This window comes from Mesorhizobium sp. M0062 (assembly GCF_040323125.1).
Classification (GTDB): domain Bacteria; phylum Pseudomonadota; class Alphaproteobacteria; order Rhizobiales; family Rhizobiaceae; genus Mesorhizobium.
On sequence record NZ_JAMYUO010000038.1, the window covers coordinates 16,848 to 33,539 of the forward strand.

Genomic DNA, 16,692 nt, shown 5'->3' on the forward strand with positions numbered 1-16,692 from the left:
TTGGTTCTGTTGCTCCTATTGCCGTTCATGACCAATCCTGCGCGCGTGAGCCGGCCGGCTAGATTCCAACCACGAGAGCGCCGCCGCTGAGACCCGCACCCGCCGCCGCCAGAAGGATTTTCTCTCCTGGCTGGAATGGCTTCATCTGGTTGGCGAGCGAGAGCGACAGCGGGACCGTCGCGGCCGAAGAGTTGCCGTATTCGGCAATCGTCTTGACAATTGCTTGGTCCGCAATGCCGAGGTTTCTTCCGACCGCGCCGAAAATCCGAGTATTGGCCTGATGCGGCACAAACCGGCCGACATTGTGTGGCCGCACTCCCGCAGTGGCTAGCGCGGCTGTCGAGCAATCGGTCATCATCTCGACGGCTTTTGCGAACACTTCGGGCCCGTCGGTCATCGTCATCCGGGTCTGCCCGAGGTCGAGGTCGCCATGGAACGGCGTGTTGCTTCCTCCTGCGGGAATCTGGATCAGCCCGTAGCGCGAGCCGTCCGAAGCCACCGAGGCACCGAGAATGCCCCGATCAGCATCATCGCACTGACCGATCACCAGGGCGCCGGCGGCATCGGCGAACAAGACTGAGCTCGCGCGCTCGGCTGGATTGATGCGGCGGCTGAGGATGTTGGCGGCGATGACCAGCGCTGGTTTGCCATGCAGGCGGGTGAACCCGTCCGCAAACATGAGCGCATAGATGAAGCCGGCGCAGGCGCCGGTCAGATCGACCGCGCCTGCGCGGCCAAGGCCAAGCTTGTGTGCGACCAGCGGCGCGCTTGGCGGCAGAAGATGGTCGGGCGTCGAGGTGGCAAGCAACAGCAGACCGATGTCGTGGCGCGCAATACCGGCGTTCACCAGCGCCATGTCGCCAGCCCGGGTGGCAAGACCCGACAGCGTGTCTTCGTCCGTTGCCCAGAAGCGCGAACGGATTCCGGTACGCCTTTCGATCCAGCCCGGCTCGAGGCCGAGATTGCTCTCGATCTCGGCATTGGCCACCTTGCGCCCAGGCACGTGATGGCCAAGTCCGAGAATGCGCGACGACTTGCTCATGGCCTTGACCCGAAGCGTTCCCCGGCCTCCTCGATGGCGTCATAGAGTCGTTCGAGCTCGTCGCCTGCGATGCAATAGGGTGGCAGAAGGTAGAGGACATTGCCGAGCGGGCGCACAAGCAGGCCGCGCTCGAGGAAGAAAGCGCGCAGCTTCGGACCAATCTCGGCGAGATAACCTGCTGAACCGGTTCGCAGGTCGAGCGCCGCGATCGTTCCCGTGGCTCGACAGTCGGCAAAATATGGATTGTCCCGAAAGCGTTGCAGCCCGACGGCCTGCATCACGCTCAAGGCCGTGATCCGCCCGGCCACTGGCTCGTCGCGCCAGATCTCGACATTGGCGAGTGCTGCCGCACAGGCAATCGGATTGGCGGTGTAGGAGCTCGAATGGAAAAACGTCTTCTTCCGGTCCTCGGAATAGTGCGCCCGGAAGATGGCATCGGTGACAAGCGTTACGGCCAGCGGGATGGTGCCGCCAGTCAAGCCTTTGGAGGTGCACAGGATATCTGGAGAAATCGATGCCTGCTCGCAGGCGAACATGGTTCCGGTGCGTCCCCAGCCGGTCATCACCTCGTCGGCGATCAGCAGCGAGCCGGAGGCCTCAGTGATCTTCTTCAATTCGGCCAGAACCGATGCTGGATACATCAGCATGCCGCCGGCGCCCAGCACCAGCGGCTCGACGATCAAGGCTGCGGCTCGTCGATCGCGGGTCACAGCCTCGAAACGATCCAGCGTCTCCTGCTCGTGCCCCGCGGCCGGAAAGGGGATGATGTCGACCTCGAACAGCAAGGGTTCATAGGCGGCGTTGAACACGCCACGCGCACCGACGCTCATCGTTCCAATCGTGTCACCATGATAGCTGTGCTCCATGACGACGATGCGCGAGCGCGGCGCGCCGATGTTGCGGAAATAACCGAGCGCCATCTTCAGCGCGACTTCGACTGAGGTCGAGCCACTGTCGGAATAGAACACCCAGTCGAGTCCAGCGGGAGCGAGGCCGACAAGCGCCTTGGCCAAGCGCTCTGCCGGCTCGTGCGTGAAGCCCGCAAAGATAATCTGGTCGAGGCTCGACGCGGTTGTCTCGATTGCCTTCATGATGCGGGGATGGCGGTGGCCATGTGTGACGACCCACCAGGAGGAGATGGCGTCCAGGATGCGGGCGCCGTCGGCCCTGTGGAGATAGGCGCCCTCAGTCAGGACGATTTCTGGGATCGCAGGCTCGAGTGCGTGCTGGGTGAAGGGATGCCACACATGAGACTGCGACATCAGTCACCTCCAGTAATCGAGGCGAAGGCGAAGCCGGCAACCATTGCGTCCCTCAGTGTTTTGCCCGTCAGCACATCGAGGTGCGGCAGCCTGCCGAGCTGCGGGGCACCGCTGAATTCCACGATGGTCCGTTGCGTATCGGCCATCTCATCGCCGATGAAAGCGATGCCCGCCAACGGGATGGAGCGGGCGCGGAGCGCCTCGACCGATAGCAAGGTGTGGTTGATGGTGCCGAGTGTGGTGCGGGCGCACAGAATAACGGGCAGCCGCCATTCAGCGAAGATGTCGATTAACCTTGTGCGCCGGTTGAGCGGCACCATTAGGCCGCCGGAGCCTTCGATGACGAGCGGCGTCGGTAGGACGGGAAAAGCAAGATCGGCAGCCTTGATCGCCACGCCGTCGATCTCGGCCGAACGATGCGGCGACAGCGGGCTCCGCAAGCGGTAGGCTTCCGGCAGCACGCGCTCTGAGGGCAAGCCGGCAAGCCGCGCGACAACCTCGCTGTCGGTCTCGCCGTCGAGGCCCGATTGCACCGGTTTCCAGTAAAAGCCGTCCAGCAAACCGGCGAGCCCAGCCGCAAACACGGTCTTGCCAACTCCGGTATCCGTTCCGGTGATGACGATGCGCTGGGTCATATCGCCTCCGGTGATGTTTCGGCGAACACCTCGACCAGCGCCTCGACCATGGCGGAAATGTCGGCTTCGCCAATATTGAGCGTCAGTGAGATGCGCAGCCGCGACGTGCCCTCGGGCACGGTCGGAGGACGAACGCCGCGTATGTCGAAGCCGCGGGCCTGCAGGCGCGCCGCCACTGCCATGGTGCGCCTTACATCGCCGATTACTAAGGGCTGGATCTGAGAGCCACTTGGTGTCACACCCCAGCGATTGACCAACCGGCCGGCGCTGGCGACGCGTTCATGCAGCTGAACACGCCGCATAGGCTCGTCGGCGAGCATTGCGAGTGCCTCGCGCGCCACGACCGCCATCAGTGGCGATGGCGCGGTTGCGTAGATGAATGGACGGCAACGGTTGATCAGATATTCGCACAGTGCCCTCGGCCCGGTGACGAGCCCACCAGATGCGCCGAGCGCCTTGCCGCAGGTGTGGAGCGCTATGATGTTGTCGCGGCCCTCGAAAGCGGCGGCAAGCCCCCGGCCATCCGGTCCCCAGACGCCGGTGGCATGCGCCTCATCAATGACGATGAATGCGCCGTGCCGATCGGCAAGTGCGACCAGGCTCTCCAAAGGCGCGCAGTCGCCATCCATGCTGTAAAGGCTTTCCACCGCGATCCAGACGCATCCCATGCCGCCTGCGACGCGCCAACGTGTAATCGCATCCTCGACAGCGGTGGCGTCGTTGTGCGCGGCCAGCACGAACTGTGCGCGCCCGGCCTGCGCACCCTCATGCATGCTGGCATGGGCGAGCTCATCGACAACCAAAAGATCGCCCTTCTGCGGCAGGGCGCTCAGCAGAGCGAAGTTGGCGATGTAGCCGCTGCCGAAGAACAGCGCGCGGTCGGCTCCAAAGAATGCCGCCGCGTCTGCCTCGAGCTGCTCGTGTTCCGGTGCATTGCCGCGCAACAGCCGCGACCCGGTGGCGCCAACCGGCGTGCCCCGCGCAATCGCCGCCACAACCGCATCGCCAAGTCTTCTGGACGCGGCCAGCCCGAGATAGTCGTTCGACGAGAAGTCCAGCCCGGCGCGGGGCGAAAGCGTCCGCAGCCGGTCCTTGCGCGCTAGCCCCTGCAAGGTCGCATCATAACGGGCAAGCGGCGCCCCGTTCATTGCGCCTCGAGTTCCATCGGATCGATGCCAAGGCGCCGGAACAGCAGGGTATCCTTGTCCTCACCGGGATTGTCCGCCGTCAGCAGCGTGTCGCCGAAGAAGATCGAGTTGGCGCCGGCAAAAAAGCACAGCGCCTGCATCTCGTCAGTCATCGCGGTGCGGCCGGCGGACAGACGGACATGCGATTTCGGCATCATGATGCGCGCCAGCGCGATCACGCGCACGAATTCGATCGGCTCAATGGGCTTGGCGTCTGCAAGCGGCGTACCGGCGATCGGGATCAGCATGTTGATCGGAACGCTTTGCGGATGTTCCGGCAGATTGGCCAGCGTCACCAGCATGTCGATCCGGTCCACCGGCTCCTCGCCCATGCCGACAATGCCTCCACAGCAGACCTTGATGCCGGATTTGCGAACGTGGTCAAGCGTCTCGAGCCGCTCGGCAAAGCTCCGCGTACCGATGATCTCGCTATAGTAGCGTTCTGACGTATCGATGTTGTGGTTGTAGTAGTCGAGGCCCGCCTGCTTCAGTCGAGCGGCTTGCTCAAGATCGAGCATGCCGAGTGTCATGCAGGTCTCCAGGCCCAGCGCCTTGACGCCTTCGACCATCGCCACCACCGCATCCATGTCGCGCGCCTTGGGGTTTCGCCAGGCCGCGCCCATGCAATAACGGGTGGCGCCGGCATGACGCGCCTTGGTCGCTTCGGCGATGACGCGCCTGACATCCATCAGCTTGGACGCCTCCAACCCGGTTTCGTGACGCGCCGACTGGCTGCAATAGCCACAATCCTCCGGGCATCCTCCGGTCTTGATGCTGAGCAGCCGGCTGAGCTGGACCTTGTTTGGATCGAAATTCTGGCGGTGCACCGTTTGCGCCAGGAAGAGGAGATTGTTGAAGGGGGCATGGTAAAGTGCCTGAGCCTTCTCCAAGGTCCACGCTCCAGGGTCAGGGGGGTCAAGAGATTTGGCCTGTGGCGATGTCTGCGTTGAACTTGCCGTTTGCATCTCCATGCTGTTCCTCCGGTCTGTCTTGCGGGTCTTTGCTATCTGACTATGATGATCGGAAAGGACAGTTGACCCAATCCTGTTCGTTACTCAGACAATCATGAGCCCCGATGGTCGAGGCCGATATCCAGGATCGGCGCGCTGTGGATGAGTCGGCCGACCGAAATCAGATCAACGCCGGTCGCGGCAACCGCTCGCGCTGTATGGGACGTGATCCCGCCAGAAGCCTCGGTGATAGCGCGGCCACCGACCATTGCGACGGCGCGGCGAAGATCGGGGAGGGACATGTTGTCGAGCAGAACCGCATCGGGAGCGAAGCCAAGTACCTCCTCCAACTGGGCCAGAGTATCGACCTCGACTTCGATCTTGACGAGATGACCGGCCGCTCTTCGTGCTCGCTCGAGCGCTGGCCGGACGCCGCCTGCGATGGCGATGTGGTTGTCCTTGATCAAAATTGCATCGTCCAGGCCGAAGCGGTGATTGGACCCGCCACCTGCGCGCACGGCATACTTTTCGACTGCCCGCAATCCGGGCGTCGTCTTGCGGGTGCAGACGATCTTCGCGCCATATCCACGAACCGCAGCGACCATCGATGCCGTTGCTGTGGCGATGCCGCTCAGATGGCACAAAAAATTGAGTGCCGTCCTTTCGGCTGTGAGAATGGCCCGGGCCGGGCCAACCACTGATGCAATGACCTCTCCATCCACGACATTGCAGCCGTCTGCCCGCTCCACGGAGATTTCGACACCAGGATCAATCAAGCCGAAAGCGAGCATCGCCAGATCGATGCCGGCGACAACTCCGGACTGTCGCGCCACCAACACGGTTCCCGCTTGGCATTCCTTCGGGACGATGGCGTCCGTGGTCAAGTCGCCGGCTCTGCCAAGGTCTTCAAGAAGAGATGCCCGTACAAGCGGCTCAAGCAGGACCGTGGGGAGCGGTGAGAGCATCATCCCTTTGCACCTTCGGAGCTTGGCGAGTGTCCGAGTTCCCGCGCGGCCGCCAAGGCGGCTTCGAGCGTGATTTCGGACCGTCGGGCGGCAGTCGCATGATGAGGAAAATCTGTCCGGTAATGAGCGCCGCGGCTTTCTTCGCGCAACAAGGCGGCAACAGCAATCATTAGCCCGACAGCCGCCGGATCCGAGGCCGCATCCTTGCTTTCGGCGAGCGGCAATAAGGCACGCGCGGCTGCTTTCAACGCTTGACCATCCCGGACGATGCCGAGTGCGCGCGACAGAAAAACGCGCACGGCTATCGGAGCGGGCGGTGGGTAAACGTTCGCAAACGCAGGCCTTGTTCTGCGCGCAGGCGTTCCGGCGACGCTTTCAGCGACCCAGCGGGCGCACACGATTGCCTCCGTCAAGGAATTGCTGGCGAGCCTGTTGGCGCCATGCAGTCCTGTCGAAGCGACTTCGCCGCAGGCCCACAGCCCCTTGACGGAGGTCCTGCCCGAGCTGTCCACGGCAACGCCACCCATGTGGTAGTGTTGGGCCGGACGAATGGGGATGAGATCGCGCGCGGGATTGATGCCCGCTCCAAGGCAGGCTGATGCGATTGTCGGGAAATGTCGAGCGAATGCCGGGCCTGGCCGTTGTCGGGCATCGAGAAAAACATGGTGGCCGTCCGCAAGATGGTTCCACACGGCGCGGGCCAAGACATCGCGAGGCGCAAGTTCCGCCCCGGGCACGCTCTGGAGAAAAGCCTGGCCGGTTTCATCGATCAGGGCAGCACCTTCGCCTCGCACAGCCTCGCTGACCAGCGCCATAGGGCGTTCTGGGCCGTCAAGCGCGGTCGGGTGGAACTGAATGAATTCGAGGTCGGCTAGGACAGCTCCAGCGCGGGCCGCAAGCGCAAGGCCTTGTCCGCAACTGCCCCAAGGGTTCGTGGTGTCGAGAAACAGTCCCCCGATGCCACCGGTGGCGAGGACGACCCGCCGTGAGCCGAAGAAGAAAGGTGCGATCGAACAGCTCGCCCAGACGCCTCGGATCGCATTCTCTCGCACGGCGAGCCGGCGCGCTTCCACGCCCTCCACGACAACTATCGACGGAGTGGAACGCACAGCCGCGATCAGCGCACGCATGATCTCACGCCCGGTGCCGTCCCCATGCGCATGAACGATGCGACGTCGGCTGTGTGCGGCCTCCAATCCGAGGCACAGTGATCCTTCCGGCGTGCGGTCAAAGCGAACCCCAAAGCCCGCAAGCCCCTCTATGGCCTTAGGCGCGGCTTGGAGGATGCGGCTCGCCACGTCTCTGTCGCAGAGACCATCCCCGGCGGCAACCGTATCGGCCAGGTGCATTGCCGGATCGTCGTCTTCGCCGAAACTTGCAGCCAGGCCCCCCTGGGCCCAGGTGCTCGAGTTGTCAGCTCCCAGCAGCGACCTTGACAGAAGAAGCACCGGCTCCGGCGACAGTTGAAGCGCGGTCATCAGTCCGGCGATGCCGCCGCCGATGATGATGGGCCGCCCGAAGAAGCTGCGGGGGTCGGCGCTCAAACTGCCAGCATCCGTTCGACCGCTAGCCGCGCGCGCCCGGCGATCCCGGGTTCGACGGTTACGACATGGTGGTTCTGCTCGAGCGCCGTGCGGATGTTGGCAAGCGTGATCCGCTTCATATGCGGGCACAAATTGCAGGGCCGGATGAACTCGACCTCTGGGTGGGCTAACGCGACGTTGTCGCTCATTGAGCATTCCGTCATCAGCACGACTCGTGGCGGCCTTTGCCTTTCGACATAGTCGGACATGGCAGCCGTCGAGCCGGAAAAATCTGCTTCAGCCACGACGTCGGGCGGGCATTCGGGATGGGCGAGCACGACCACGCCGGGATGGCTTTCGCGCAACTCGCGGATGTCGGCCGGTGTAAAGCGCTCATGCACCTCGCAACGCCCTTTCCAGGCGATGATCTGCACATCTGTCTGAGCGGCGATATTCTGGGCCAGATATTCGTCCGGCAACATGATCACCCGGAGAACCCCAAGGGATTCGACGACCGCCTTGGCGTTGCCGGATGTACAGCAGATATCCGACTCGGCCTTCACTTCGGCGGACGTATTTACATAAGTGATGATCGGAACGCCGGGATAACGCTGGCGCATCAAGCGCACGTCTTCTGCCGTGATTGAGTCCGCCAACGAGCAACCGGCGCTGAGATCCGGAATGAGCACGGTCTTGCCCGGATTGAGGAGCTTGGCCGTTTCGGCCATGAAATGGACGCCGGCCAGCACGATGACTTGCGCCTCGACCGTCGCAGCCGTGCGGGCTAGTGCCAAGCTGTCGCCGACGATGTCGGCCACGCAGTGGAAGATCTCGGGCGTCTGATAATTGTGCGCCAGGATGATCGCGTTGCGCTCGCGCTTCAGCGCAAGGATCGCCTCGATATCCTCGGCGAAAGCCGGCCATTCAATCGGCGGGATCACTCGTCGGACGCGCTCGTAGAGCAACGCGGCCCTAGGCAGCATGGCGCCCATCGACCCCCTCCCGCTTATACTCTAACTGACAATAACCAGCATATACTTGCTGTGAGTATAAGGGATGTCAACCCCGTGCCAGCGGCAATTTTGTCCCGGCGATGAGCCTATCGTCGAGAACGGCGTGGCGGAAACGGAAAAGCTTCGCTGGCCGGCCGCCGGTCTCAGTGGTGGCCTCTCCGGTCTCCTCGACCAGCTCCTGCTGTTCGATGAGTCGGCGAAAGTTCGGCTTGTGGATGAGCCTGCCGGCGAGCGCCTCCACGGTTCGCTGCAGCTGCAAAAGCGTGAAGACCGGCGGCATCAGCTCAAAGACGACTGGGCGGTATTTGATCTTGGAGCGCAGCCGCGCAATGCCGGTCGCCACGATGCGGCGATGATCGGCGACCATGGACTTGCTGGGCACCAGCGGCGGGGGTCCTGCGTCCCGCCCTCTTACGGCCTCTTGGACCAGGCCTGCTTCGTAGACTAACTCATAGCGTTGAAGCGTGAGTTCCTCGTTCCAAAGGCGGTCGTCGAAGCCAAAGGCTATCGTCGCCCGCTGCCAGCGTTCACGTCGCGTGGCCGAATCGCCAACCCCGTTTGCCCATTCGATCAGGCGCGGCCGCAGAACGTCCAGCACGACCGCAGGCGTGCCGGAGCGGTGGTCCTCCCATGGAAAATATTCATACCAACTCTGCCATCCGCACTTGGGCGAGCCCGCTGCCTGTTCCTTGCGCGTCAATGCCAGATAGCTGATGGAGATGACGCGCTGCTGGCGCTCGGCGCCGATGCGATCCCGATCCGCGAACGTGTAGAGTTGCTCAATGTACCCCAGCCGATGGCCGGTTTGCTGCTCGACCCACCCCCTCAAGCCGGATTGCAGCGATCGGTGCTCAAGCGCAAAGGGACCGGAGGGCAAGGTGTCCGCCTGGCCGATGGTGAGGACACAGGGTTGACTGCCGTTTACGGCGACCACAAAGGCGATCAAGTCCACTTTGACGTTGTCGGCCTTGCCGGCGGCTCTGTCTTTCCTGAGTCCTATTGCCTGATCGTCCATTATTTGGCCAACTCGGGGGCACCTTAATCGATTTAGTGTAAGCGTGCCAATTGGCACGTCAACACCCCGCAGCTGCATGGCCATTTTTTTGCTCTTCGCACCTGCACAAAAATGTGCCAAAGGCGACAGCCGCAGCTGGTAACGTAGGGGAAGGAGGGTCCCATGAGCGCTTATGGTGACACCAGGGCGATCACACCGCCGGATATTCGTTCGCGCAAAGGTGGGACGCCGCTCGTCTGCCTTACCGCCTACACCACCCCAGTCGCCCGGCTTGTCGATCCCCATTGTGATGTGGTGCTCGTCGGCGACAGCGTCGGCATGGTTCTCCACGGCCTGCCCTCGACGCTCGGTGTCACGCTGGAGATGATGATCACGCACGGCCAGGCGGTGCGCCGTGGCATCAAGCAGGCGCTGATGGTGGTCGACCTGCCGTTCGGTTCCTACGAGGAAAGCCCAGAGCAGGCTTTCCGCAATGCCGCGCGCGTCATGGCCGAGACCGGCTGCACGGCCGTCAAGCTCGAAGGCGGCGAAGCGATGGCAGAGACGATCGGCTTCCTCGCCGCACGCGGCGTGCCCGTCATGGCCCATGTCGGATTGACGCCGCAGGCCATCAACACCATCGGTGGCTACCGCGTACAGGGCAGGGGCGGGGATGCCGAGCGCATCAGGCGCGACGCAATTGCGGTGGGCGAAGCGGGCGCCTTTGCGGTCGTCCTGGAGAAGGTTCCTGAGGCGCTCGCCCGCCGGATCACCAAGGAGGTGGCGACCCCGACCATTGGCATCGGTGCCTCGGCAGCCTGTGACGGCCAGATTCTCGTCGTCGACGACATGCTGGGCCTCTTCGGCGACTTCCGGCCCAAGTTCGTCAAGCGCTATGCTGAACTCCGGGAGGCGGCTGCGGATGCGATCGCTTCCTATGCGCGCGAGGTGAAGGAGCGCCAGTTTCCCGCCGCAGAGCACGTGTTTGCCGATGCGCCCAAGCCCGCCGACACGGACGCCACCAAGAGCGGAGAAGCAGCGTGAGCGTGCCGATCGTCAGGAGCGTTGACCAGCTTCGCGAAAGCGTCGCCGCATGGCGCTGCGAAGGTGTGAGGATAGCCCTGGTGCCAACGATGGGCGTCCTGCATGAGGGCCATCTCAGCCTGGTGCGCGCTGCACTCGAGAAGGCAGACCGTGTGATAGTGACGCTCTTCGTCAACCCGAAGCAATTCAACAGCCAGGCCGATCTTGCCGCGTATCCCCGCACCGAGGACGAGGATGCCGCCAAACTGGCACCGGTTGGCGCGCACCTGCTTTATGCGCCAGATGCAGAGGAGATGTATCCGGCGGGCTTCGCCACCACCGTTTCGGTTTGCGGTGTCAGCGAAGGCCTGTGCGGTACATTCCGGCCGGGGCATTTCGACGGCGTGGCGACCGTCGTCGCCAAGCTCTTCCTGCAGACCAGCGCTGACTTCGGCTTCTTTGGCGAAAAGGACTTTCAGCAAATTCACCTGGTCAGGCGCATGGCCCGGGATCTGGATATTCCAATCACCATTGTTGCCTGTCCGACAGTCCGTGAAGCCGACGGTCTTGCGCTATCATCGCGCAATGTGCGGCTCTCGCCAGCGGAACGCGCTGTTGCTCCCAAGCTATCATCGGTCCTGCTCAAGACGGCTGAGCGGCTTGAGCGCGGCTCACCCATCCTGCCAACGCTTGCAGAATCTCGCGCAGCAATTCTGGCTGCAGGCTATCGCGAGGTCGAATACCTGGAACTTCGCGATGAGGCAGATCTGCACCCGATAACAAGCCTCGATCGACCGGCACGGTTGCTTGCCGCCGCCTGGCTCGGCGGCACACGGCTCATAGACAACGTCAGACTATTTCGGATTGGTTCAACAGATTAGCCACGTTCTCGGCACGCGCCGTATTCGTCCGGGATCATCTAAAACAAGGTCTCTGCCTGGCATTGAGCGTTACGGAGGTTACGCACAGGACACATGCATCGCGTGTTTGAGAACTTCGTCGAGCAACTGTCTGCAAGTGTTGATGCTGCCGATCTCGGTGAGGCAATGGCCTCCGCTGCAGCCGGCTTCGACTTCCCGCTATTCGCCTATTTCACCTACCCGTCAGCCTCCGGCGACGCCCCCCAATTAATTTCAAACTATCCTTCATCCTGGACGTCACGTTATCTGCAACAGCGGTACCACAGTCTCGATCCGGTCATCCTGCGCGGGCTGCAAGGCTGGGATACATTCGATTGGGGTGTGGATCGCGCTCGGCACGGTCTGCCGAATTCGCAGCAACAAATTCTAGAGAGTGCGGCTGAGTTTGGCATCTGCGGCGGCCTGACGATGTCCATGCATGATCATCTCGGCCGGTTTGCTGCCCTGACCTTTGCTTCCGACGAGTCCCGTCCGCCTCTGTTGCGGTCACTGGCACGTTACGAAAAAGCATTGCAGCTGGTGGCCATCAACTTTCATATCCATGTCCGGCGAAGGCTCGCCGATCATCGCGTGGTGGATGGTGTAACGCTGACCCCGCGGGAGTTCGAGTGTCTGAAATGGGCGGCGCGCGGCAAGTCGGCTTGGGATACTAGCCAGCTTCTCGGCGTCTCAAAGCGCACCGTGACCTTTCATCTGGAAAACGCCAAGGCAAAGTTTGGCGTTCGAACGATCAACCAAGCCGTTGCACGAATGGCTGCCTCCGGCCTGACGAGATCCTGATTCTCAGCCACGATACCTGTAAACCTCTACAGGCTGCATCGCTGTCAGCTTTGCCCTTCGATGGCGGGAACACATCCCACATGGAGGCGACCATGATGCAACTGATAGCACCAGACTTTTACAGTGATTTTGCAGGCGAGCTCAAAGAGATGCACGGGCTCAGGTTTCGGGTGTTCAAGGAAAGGCTCGATTGGGAAGTTGATACCGAAGACCAGATGGAATCCGATCCGTTTGATGCTCTCAAGCCTGTCTATCTGCTCCTCAAAGGATCCGACTGGCGAATTCGCGGTTGCGTACGTCTTTTGCCCAGCACCGGACCCACAATGTTGCGCGACACCTTCCCGGTGCTGCTGGGTGCTGACGTCGTGCCCTCGACCACCGACATATGGGAGAGCAGTCGTTTCGCGCTCGATCTTCCTCCGTCGGCGCCCAAGGCAGCGGGCGGGCTGGCTCAGGCGACCTACGAGCTCTTCGCGGGCATGATCGAGTTCGGCTTGGCCAAGGATCTGACCCGGATCGTAACGGTGACGGACACGCGCATGGAGCGGATCCTCCGCCTTGCTACGTGGCCATTGTCGCGCATCGGAGAACCCAAGTGCGTCGGCAAAACGGAGGCGGTGGCTGGGTTTCTCGAGATTTCCCACGCGAGCCTTTTGCGCATCCGCAGCAGGGGACGTCTGAGCGGACCGGTACTGTGGCAACCGGTTCTAGGCCCGTCAGCATAGCGCCATTGTGGACACCTGTGCCATGAAGGATGCTGGTTTGCCCAAGGAAGCGACGGTCGGCCTTGTATGCTGGCCGGACTGGCGTCGCCAGGACGCTTACCACTACGCCAGACGATTGCCACGCACTGGCTGGGCCTGGGAGTTTCTTCGGCGCAATCCACAATTCCAGCGCGACCACGCCAAAATGGCACCGTCCGCCTGCTTCGTCGGAACCCAGGCCGACATGAAGATAATCGAGTTGACGACAGAATCAGCTTTCCTAAGACAATGGAGCCTCCTTTTTCGCGGACGCGCCACAGTCGGACGCTACATCGGCGAGGGTCTTTTGGGATCCGCGCGATTGCGCCTGTATTCTACGAGCGGCCGCGGAGCCGCTGGGGCTCGACCACGATTTTGAACCGCTTCACCTTTCTTCGCTCTCATGCTGCAAGGACATCCTGCTGACAGCTGCGGGCATGCAGCACGTGCTGCTGAGGGAGAACTGCCGGAGTCTGCAGATCGCCGTTTCCGGTGCGTCCGTCCTCCGCCCGTTGCGGCTATATGTCGACGCAATCCTTCAGCCGCAGCACCTCAAGTTCCATGTCGCTGCCCTTCAGTTCCTGAACGACATCAATGATTGCCGCCGCGTGTCAGCTGCTTGCTTTCCGCCGGAACACCGCGGAGCGCGTCTGCGTATTGTACTGCAGGCTTTGGATGGCTCGCTGGCGGGAGCATCTCATCAGGAGGTCGCCATTGCCTTGTTCGGGAGACGCCGTGTCGAAGAAGATTGGCGTCATCCAGGCGGCCATCTTCGCGATCAGGTACGTCGCGCCATCCAACGCGGCCGCTACCTGATGGGCGGCGGCTACAGACAGTTCCTGAGGTAATTGGAGTGGTTGCGATTGTCTTATACGAACGCGCAACCTCCATTTTCTCACTGCAATGGTGCGTTGCACAAAACGTGGCAAGCGCCTAGTTCTTCCGCGGCGAATCGGGTTTCGGCGAAACACCGGGACCCAACTTCGTCGATAAGTGCATTCATGACCTGAGGACCCCGATGACCGTTATGAACTCCGACAAAGCCGGCGCTGCAAGCCTTGAGACAATCGCGCGAAACGGCAGCATGCTGCGTCGCATAGCCGTACGCATTCCGACCTACCTGTCGGATATTCGCGAGAACCCGGCGTGGCTGCCCATGTTCATGTTGGCGCGCACCATGCCGGCACGGAGAATGCACTGGCGTGGTGCAAAGCCGGTCCGAAGGCCGCAAAGAGCCCAGGACACGATGTTTGCCGGTGTCAATTGCCACGACGTTGTCGACGCGCTGCGGATGGATGGGCTTTTTCCCGGCCTTGTCCTGCCTGCAATGGTGGCTGAAGATGTAGCCGCATTCGCCAGGTGCACACCTTGTTTCGGCAATTTCGATCGCCGACTCGAGTTCATGCCGGCGGAGCATGCGGAGGCTGAGGCGCGATTTGGCCGTCCGTTGCTCAGCGGCCATTATTTCGAGCGCATTCTGGGCTGTAAGTCGGCCGTTGCCATCCAAAACGATCCGCTGCTCATGGATATCGCGGCGCACTATCTCGGCGGCCAGGCGACGCTGATCACGACGCGCGTCTGGTGGAGCTTCCCGACCGGCCAGGCGTCGGACGCGGACAAGAACCTGGCTTCGCTCGGCAAATACCACTTCGACCTGGACGACTGGCGGATGCTGAAGTTCTTTTTCTATCTGGTGCCCGTCGACGAGGGGACCGGCCCGCATATCTATGTTCGCGGCAGCCATGATCGCCGCGCCCTCAAGCACCAATTTACGCTTGTCGTCGGCCATCCAGCGCAAGAGATTCTGGACGTCTACGGCAAGCAGAGTCCGGTCACGCTGACCGGCATGGCCGGTTTCGGTTTCGTCGAGGATCCGTTCGGGTTCCATATGGGCACCGTGCCGTCGCACAGGCCACGGCTGATGATGGAAGTTGGCTTCGGCGTTTCTCCTCCATCGCGCCGCCGCTTCCATGGCGAGCCTGTGATCCGCTGATTTCGAAAAGTCCCGAAACAGCCTTCCCGTTGTGAGGGAAAGATAAGGCTATGCCGCCAATCGATCTGTTCCGGGCCAAAAGCGGTTGTCTGCACATGCCCTGAACTTGGCTGGTGCAATGAGTCTCGCCATTGCTCCAGCCAGCGCATCAGTGCCTGTTTAATCGAGGTTAGATGGCAGTGCGCCCAAGAGATCCTCCTCGATATCGCCTGCCGCGCGAAGCCTCAGATGCTCTTCGAAAACCTCCTTTACGGACCAAGTCGTCTCGGGTCTCCTTTGAGTGGCCGGAAGGTGGTGCACAGCCGTATCGTGCTTCGGGATCCTGAACGAAGGCGAGGGGCGGTTTGTTCCCTCGCGCGGCGCATGCAGCGGTGCCGGCATGACAGCTTCGTCTTGGATCCCGATGCTCGGCAACGTCGGCGGTGAAGGCTCTGTCTAGGCGGCTTACGTGACTCCAATGCAGGAGATCGACCATCTCCTGTCGAGCACATTCGTTGGCGATCACCGTCGCGGCGCTACGGACGCCGCGGCGCCTGCGATCAATGCAGTTTGCCGACTAGCCGAGCGTATTCGGCTTCAGCCCTGCCATATGACCCATCTGCCAGCGCAATTAGACGCGCGCGATCAAGAATGACTACCTCTCCTCGCATTGAGCGTATCAGACCTTGGCCCTCCAAGGTTTGCAGCGCTATGGTGACGCCGGGCCGCCTGACACCGAGCATAACTGATAAGAACTCGTGCGTAATCGCAAAGCTGTTCCCGTCGACGCGATCATCACACATCACCAGCCATCTTGAGAGCCTGTCGACTATGTTCATCCGGGCATTGCTGAGCGCGGTGAAGCTTGCCTGGAGGTGAAAGTAGTGAACGTAGCGGAGCAGAAAGGTTCGCAAGGTTGGGCTTGTCAGAAGCGCCTTGGTGAAGAGGCCCGCGTCGATAACAAAGGCTCGGGCTTCTAATTGGACGTAACAATCGTGCGTTGACCGGTCATCGCCCATGATAAGCGCTGAGCCGGTCATGCCCTCACAACCAATGATTCCGATCTCAGCTTCGATACCAGGCCGCAGCTCGCCCACCACTGACCCGAGACCGCTCTCGAAGAAGTACACGGTGCTGATTGGTGACCCCGCCACTTCGAGATGCGTCTTCAGCCCAAGGGAGACGCTTTCGAAATGAGGTTGCAGCAATGCCAAATCTGCCGAGCACATTCGTAGCAGCAGCGAATTGCGATAGATCGAATTTTGGCCGGTGTCGCGTTGCGCGGCAGTGTGAGTTTGTGAACTGGAGTCTGTCATAGCTCCCTCTCCCTATTGGGGCGGAAGCATGTTGATCGCTCACAGCCGACGGACGCCCTTAGAGTTGCCGTCGATGGCACACTGTATGCCTGCCGACCGCGGATGTCCCATTTTTTAATCAATTATGTTAATCGGCCCGAGCCAAGCTTTGGCGCACCCGCTCTAACGCGGCATTCAGATGCTCCAGAAATTCGTCATCGCTTTTGGTCGCCAAGCCGACTTGTCGAGCGCGAGTTACAATGCGCTCCTGGAGTGAAACCGCTGTCTCATAGTGGTCCACGATCATCTGAAATGAAGCGCTCATTGGGGCGGATTGAAAGGGCTGTGCCATAGCACAACCCTAGCTCCACGAGGATGAGAGTTCGAT

The 16,692-nt window shown here is 61.7% G+C and carries 17 protein-coding genes; 7 read left to right on the forward strand and 10 right to left on the reverse strand.

Annotated elements, in window-relative coordinates:
- Positions 1-58: 58 nt before the first annotated feature.
- The 9 genes from bioZ to NKJ64_RS28675 all read right to left on the reverse strand — a co-directional run bounded on the left by bioZ (position 59) and on the right by NKJ64_RS28675 (position 9,592).
- Entirely contained in the window at positions 59-1,042 is a 984-nt protein-coding gene (gene bioZ, locus NKJ64_RS28635) for a 3-oxopimeloyl-[acyl-carrier-protein] synthase BioZ (protein ID WP_023685574.1), read from the reverse strand.
- Positions 1,039-2,304, reverse strand: a complete 1,266-nt coding sequence (locus NKJ64_RS28640; protein WP_023673641.1) for an adenosylmethionine--8-amino-7-oxononanoate transaminase — start codon at positions 2,302-2,304, stop codon at positions 1,039-1,041. Before NKJ64_RS28640 ends, bioZ begins: the two co-directional genes overlap by 4 nt.
- Complete coding sequence (bioD, locus tag NKJ64_RS28645) at positions 2,304-2,939, reverse strand: dethiobiotin synthase (protein WP_023673640.1); 636 nt, start codon at positions 2,937-2,939, stop codon at positions 2,304-2,306. Before bioD ends, NKJ64_RS28640 begins: the two co-directional genes overlap by 1 nt.
- Positions 2,936-4,087 carry an 8-amino-7-oxononanoate synthase gene (locus tag NKJ64_RS28650; RefSeq protein WP_023685573.1) on the reverse strand — a complete coding sequence of 384 codons (1,152 nt, stop codon included), beginning with the start codon at positions 4,085-4,087 and terminating at the stop codon, positions 2,936-2,938. Before NKJ64_RS28650 ends, bioD begins: the two co-directional genes overlap by 4 nt.
- Positions 4,084-5,097, reverse strand: a complete 1,014-nt coding sequence (bioB, locus tag NKJ64_RS28655) for a biotin synthase BioB (RefSeq protein ID WP_031198739.1) — start codon at positions 5,095-5,097, stop codon at positions 4,084-4,086. The genes NKJ64_RS28650 and bioB overlap by 4 nt, the downstream gene beginning before the upstream one ends.
- Positions 5,098-5,189: 92 nt before the next feature.
- Positions 5,190-6,044 (reverse strand): carboxylating nicotinate-nucleotide diphosphorylase, encoded by an 855-nt coding sequence (nadC, locus tag NKJ64_RS28660; RefSeq protein WP_023673637.1) that lies wholly within the window; start codon positions 6,042-6,044, stop codon positions 5,190-5,192.
- On the reverse strand, positions 6,041-7,585 hold the full coding sequence (locus NKJ64_RS28665) for an L-aspartate oxidase (RefSeq protein ID WP_023697791.1): 1,545 nt from the start codon (positions 7,583-7,585) through the stop codon (positions 6,041-6,043). Before NKJ64_RS28665 ends, nadC begins: the two co-directional genes overlap by 4 nt.
- Positions 7,582-8,556, reverse strand: coding sequence for a quinolinate synthase NadA (gene nadA / locus NKJ64_RS28670; protein WP_023724715.1), 975 nt, complete (start codon positions 8,554-8,556; stop codon positions 7,582-7,584). The genes NKJ64_RS28665 and nadA overlap by 4 nt, the downstream gene beginning before the upstream one ends.
- Before the next feature lie 67 nt (positions 8,557-8,623).
- On the reverse strand, positions 8,624-9,592 hold the full coding sequence (locus tag NKJ64_RS28675; protein ID WP_023673634.1) for an NUDIX hydrolase: 969 nt from the start codon (positions 9,590-9,592) through the stop codon (positions 8,624-8,626).
- Between the two features lie 162 nt (positions 9,593-9,754).
- Here NKJ64_RS28675 and panB point away from each other — a divergent pair, with 162 nt between their 5' ends.
- The 7 genes from panB (at position 9,755) to NKJ64_RS28710 (ending at position 15,030) form a co-directional block, all read left to right on the forward strand.
- Positions 9,755-10,615, forward strand: coding sequence for a 3-methyl-2-oxobutanoate hydroxymethyltransferase (gene panB, locus NKJ64_RS28680; RefSeq protein ID WP_352463725.1), 861 nt, complete (start codon positions 9,755-9,757; stop codon positions 10,613-10,615).
- A complete protein-coding gene (panC, locus tag NKJ64_RS28685; protein ID WP_023740408.1) occupies positions 10,612-11,475 on the forward strand; it encodes a pantoate--beta-alanine ligase in 864 nt (287 codons plus the stop codon). Before panB ends, panC begins: the two co-directional genes overlap by 4 nt.
- A gap of 93 nt (positions 11,476-11,568) precedes the next feature.
- Positions 11,569-12,294: a LuxR family transcriptional regulator gene (locus NKJ64_RS28690; RefSeq protein WP_023708081.1), complete on the forward strand. Its 726-nt coding sequence runs from the start codon at positions 11,569-11,571 to the stop codon at positions 12,292-12,294.
- A 92-nt stretch (positions 12,295-12,386) separates the two neighbouring features.
- Entirely contained in the window at positions 12,387-13,019 is a 633-nt protein-coding gene (locus tag NKJ64_RS28695) for an acyl-homoserine-lactone synthase (protein ID WP_023707030.1), read from the forward strand.
- Between the two features lie 22 nt (positions 13,020-13,041).
- Positions 13,042-13,416: a transcriptional regulator domain-containing protein gene (locus NKJ64_RS28700; RefSeq protein ID WP_352461172.1), complete on the forward strand. Its 375-nt coding sequence runs from the start codon at positions 13,042-13,044 to the stop codon at positions 13,414-13,416.
- A 58-nt stretch (positions 13,417-13,474) separates the two neighbouring features.
- Positions 13,475-13,885 (forward strand): DUF2285 domain-containing protein, encoded by a 411-nt coding sequence (locus tag NKJ64_RS28705; protein ID WP_023673629.1) that lies wholly within the window; start codon positions 13,475-13,477, stop codon positions 13,883-13,885.
- A gap of 179 nt (positions 13,886-14,064) precedes the next feature.
- Complete coding sequence (locus tag NKJ64_RS28710) at positions 14,065-15,030, forward strand: hypothetical protein (RefSeq protein ID WP_023820363.1); 966 nt, start codon at positions 14,065-14,067, stop codon at positions 15,028-15,030.
- 539 nt (positions 15,031-15,569) lie between these two features.
- Here NKJ64_RS28710 and NKJ64_RS28715 read toward each other — a convergent pair.
- A complete protein-coding gene (locus NKJ64_RS28715) occupies positions 15,570-16,325 on the reverse strand; it encodes a Crp/Fnr family transcriptional regulator (RefSeq protein WP_023731597.1) in 756 nt (251 codons plus the stop codon).
- Between the last annotated feature and the right edge of the window lie 367 nt (positions 16,326-16,692).

Bases quoted from the DNA above. Each gene is read 5' to 3' on its own strand.
- NKJ64_RS28705 (WP_023673629.1), top strand. From the start codon at position 13,475: ATGCAGCACGTGCTGCTGAGGGAGAACTGCCGGAGTCTGCAGATCGCC.
- NKJ64_RS28650 (WP_023685573.1), bottom strand. From the start codon at position 4,087: ATGAACGGGGCGCCGCTTGCCCGTTATGATGCGACCTTGCAGGGGCTA.
- NKJ64_RS28700 (WP_352461172.1), top strand. From the start codon at position 13,042: ATGAAGGATGCTGGTTTGCCCAAGGAAGCGACGGTCGGCCTTGTATGC.
- NKJ64_RS28675 (WP_023673634.1), bottom strand. From the start codon at position 9,592: ATGGACGATCAGGCAATAGGACTCAGGAAAGACAGAGCCGCCGGCAAG.
- nadA (WP_023724715.1), bottom strand. From the start codon at position 8,556: ATGGGCGCCATGCTGCCTAGGGCCGCGTTGCTCTACGAGCGCGTCCGA.
- NKJ64_RS28695 (WP_023707030.1), top strand. From the start codon at position 12,387: ATGATGCAACTGATAGCACCAGACTTTTACAGTGATTTTGCAGGCGAG.
- NKJ64_RS28640 (WP_023673641.1), bottom strand. From the start codon at position 2,304: ATGTCGCAGTCTCATGTGTGGCATCCCTTCACCCAGCACGCACTCGAG.
- NKJ64_RS28690 (WP_023708081.1), top strand. From the start codon at position 11,569: ATGCATCGCGTGTTTGAGAACTTCGTCGAGCAACTGTCTGCAAGTGTT.
- bioZ (WP_023685574.1), bottom strand. From the start codon at position 1,042: ATGAGCAAGTCGTCGCGCATTCTCGGACTTGGCCATCACGTGCCTGGG.
- NKJ64_RS28715 (WP_023731597.1), bottom strand. From the start codon at position 16,325: ATGACAGACTCCAGTTCACAAACTCACACTGCCGCGCAACGCGACACC.
- nadC (WP_023673637.1), bottom strand. From the start codon at position 6,044: ATGATGCTCTCACCGCTCCCCACGGTCCTGCTTGAGCCGCTTGTACGG.
- bioD (WP_023673640.1), bottom strand. From the start codon at position 2,939: ATGACCCAGCGCATCGTCATCACCGGAACGGATACCGGAGTTGGCAAG.
- panB (WP_352463725.1), top strand. From the start codon at position 9,755: ATGAGCGCTTATGGTGACACCAGGGCGATCACACCGCCGGATATTCGT.
- NKJ64_RS28710 (WP_023820363.1), top strand. From the start codon at position 14,065: ATGAACTCCGACAAAGCCGGCGCTGCAAGCCTTGAGACAATCGCGCGA.
- bioB (WP_031198739.1), bottom strand. From the start codon at position 5,097: ATGGAGATGCAAACGGCAAGTTCAACGCAGACATCGCCACAGGCCAAA.